This is a genomic window from Endozoicomonas sp. ALC013 (genome assembly GCF_049310205.1).
Taxonomy (GTDB): Bacteria; Pseudomonadota; Gammaproteobacteria; order Pseudomonadales; family Endozoicomonadaceae; genus Endozoicomonas.
In genome coordinates this window covers 1-2,853 of sequence record NZ_JBLYNS010000300.1, presented here as the reverse complement: position 1 = coordinate 2,853, position 2,853 = coordinate 1, and the positions used below count along the sequence as shown (strand labels likewise).

Here is a 2,853-nt window from a genome sequence, read left to right as displayed (position 1 = left end):
CTGCTGCTGGCCAGCAGGGGAGGACCCGACCCGATCGGTCTGTGCAAGCTGGGGGATCTGTTCCAGGATGGTGGCGAGGGCATTGAGGTAAATCTGCATGTAGCGGAGCGCTGGTATATGAAGGCAGCCATGCTGGGGAATGACTTAGCCATGAACAACCTGGGCCTCCTGTATAACAATGGTGGCGAGGGCTTTCCGGCAGATCTGCACAAGGCAAAATACTGGCTGCAAAAGGCGGCTGATCTGGATAACACTGTTGCCATGTACAACCTGGGCGAACTCTATGAGCAAGGTGGAGCGGACTTTCCGGTAGATCTCCGTGAGGCAGAACGATGGTACATTAAAGCGGCCAGACTGGATGATGCCATATCCATGTACAATCTGGGCTACCTGAATGAGCATGGTGGCAAGGACTTTCCGGTCAATCTGCACGAAGCTGAGCTCTGGTACTTAAAGGCGATTGAGCATGGGCATACTGGTGCCATGAACAACCTGGGCTTCCTGTATTTGGAAGGTGGCAAGGGCTTGCCAGCGAATCCGGAGCAAGGGAAGTTCCTGTTGTTCAAGGCGGCCGGGCTGGATGAAGAGTCAGCCATGTACAACCTGGGCTTACTGTATCAGCATGGTGGCGTGGGCTTTGAGGTAGATCTGCATGAAGCGGAACGATGGTATCTAAATGCAGCTGAGCTGGGGGATGTTATGGCCATGAACAACCTGGGCTACCTGTATGAGCATGGTAGCAAGGACTTTGCGGTAGATCTGTGCAAAGCGGAGCACTGGTACCTGGAAGCGGTTCGGCTGGAGTATTCTGTGGCCATGAACAACCTGGGCCTCCTGTATTTGTACGGTGGCGAGGGCTTGCCAGCGAATCCGGAGCAAGGGAAACGCTTGTTGCTCAGGGCGGTCGGGCTGGGAAACGCTTCAGCCATGAACAACCTGGGCTGCCTTTACAGGGATGGTGGCGAGGGCTTTGAGGTAGATCTGCCCCAGGCAAGAGCCTTGTTTCTCAAGGCGGCTGGGCTGGGAGATGCCTCGGCCATGAGAAACCTGAAAAAACTCCCTGAACCGCAACCCGCTAAAAAACGCGGGTTTGATGAAGCCTTTCCTGATGAACCCGACCACGCCTGCCCGGAAGGCGAATCCGGGGCTGGAGGCATAAAACGGTGTTAACGAGGGCTTCCCGACAGATCAGCTACAAGCGTTAATCACAAAGCTGCAATTATTCCCGGCACAGATGTGACCCGTTGATGATCATTGAGATTTTCAGAGCCTGGTACTGGATATTTTTGGGTTCTACCCGGTCTGAGTAACCAACCCAAACACGCAAGGGGTACCTTAGATGAACCGTGTTTCGTCCATTGCAGCAGTCATACCCACTGCCCCCCCAAACTGCCCGATCTGCCACGATGATCTCTACCGACCTGAAAATCCCGAGTTTGCGGGCAGGTACGTCGCCACAGCCAGGCCCTGCGGGCATAAATTCCACTTTAAATGCCTTGATCGCTGGAGAAAGGATCATCTTGAGTGCCCTTACGGGCGAAGGGCCATTGAGGATATGTTGTTGGAAAACCGGACCTTGCCCGGGGGCTGGCAGCAGCAGATGACCAATGCGGCAAAACAAGGCGATATCGGGATCATCCGGGTTCTGCTGAACCTGGGTGCGGACGTGGATGCGGGCCAGAGCCCGGGTAAAACACCACTGGCTCTGGCCGCTACCAATAAGCACCTCGATGTTGCTCTGCTACTGGCCGACCGGGGGGGGGCCGACCTGGTCGGTCTGAGAGAACTGGGGCGTTTGTACAGGTTTGGTGGCGAGGGCGTTCCGGTCGATCTGCGCAAAGCGGAGTGCTGGTTACTTAGGGCGGCCGTGCTGGGGGATGCTTCAGCCATGTGCCTCCTGGCTCACCTGTATCATCATGGTGGCGAGGGCTTTGGGGTAGATCTGCGTAAAGCGGAGTACTGGTACCGGGAGGCGGCTGGGAGGGGGATTGTTCTGGCCATGAGCAATCTGGGTTACCTGTATCAGTATGGTGGCGAGGGCTTTGAGGCAGATCCGGACCGGGGAACGTTCCTGTTGTTCAAGGCGGCCGGGCTGGGGAGTGTTGGAGCCATGTACAACCTTGGCAACCTGTATCACCATGGTGGCGTGGGCTTCAAGATAGATCTGCGCAAAGCGGAGCACTGGTATCTGCACGCGATCAAGCGGAGGTGCTCTGCGGCCATGAACAATTTGGCTGTCCTGTATCTGCGCGGTGGCAAAGACTTTCCGGCAAATCCGCACAAGGGAAAACGCCTGTTGCTCAAGGCGGCCGGGCTGGGTGATGCTGTCGCCATGTACTGCCTGGGCCAGCTGTATGAGTATGGTAGAACGGACTTTCCGACAGATCACGGCAAAGCGCAGAGCTGGTACCAGAAGGCGGCTGAATTGGGGAATGCCCGGGCCATGAAAAAACTGGAAGAACTCTCTAAACCGCAACCCGCTAAAAAACGCGGGTTTGATGAAGCCTTTCCTGATGAACCCGGCCACGCCCATCCACAGGAGCCATGAATCCGGTAACCAATGCTGGCCTGTTAAAGTTCAGGCCTACTTAAACGACAATAAATTTGTATCTCTATACTTCCTGCATCCATAAAAATGTGTACGTTATGACTGTATAACCACTTTTTTTCGGATATTTTGCCCTGTTCTGGAATTCATGAAATCTATAAAGCTGTTTTTTGATATTTTCGGATCCTGTTACGGGATATTTTTTAGATCAACACAGTCAGAGTAGCAATCCCAAAAACGTAAGGGAGTTACCTGGCATGAACAGCGTTCCCCCCAGTGCAGCAGTTGTTGTACCCACCGAGCCC

At 54.5% G+C, this 2,853-nt stretch carries 2 protein-coding genes; both read left to right on the top strand.

The window, feature by feature from the left end; genetic code table 11:
• A partial coding sequence (locus ACO6V1_RS23305; protein ID WP_422468901.1) for a tetratricopeptide repeat protein occupies window positions 1-1,170 on the top strand: 1,170 nt, incomplete at its 5' end.
• Between the two features lie 169 nt (window positions 1,171-1,339).
• Complete coding sequence (locus ACO6V1_RS23300; RefSeq protein WP_422468899.1) at window positions 1,340-2,548, top strand: RING finger domain-containing protein; 1,209 nt, start codon at window positions 1,340-1,342, stop codon at window positions 2,546-2,548.
• Window positions 2,549-2,853 lie beyond the last annotated feature (305 nt).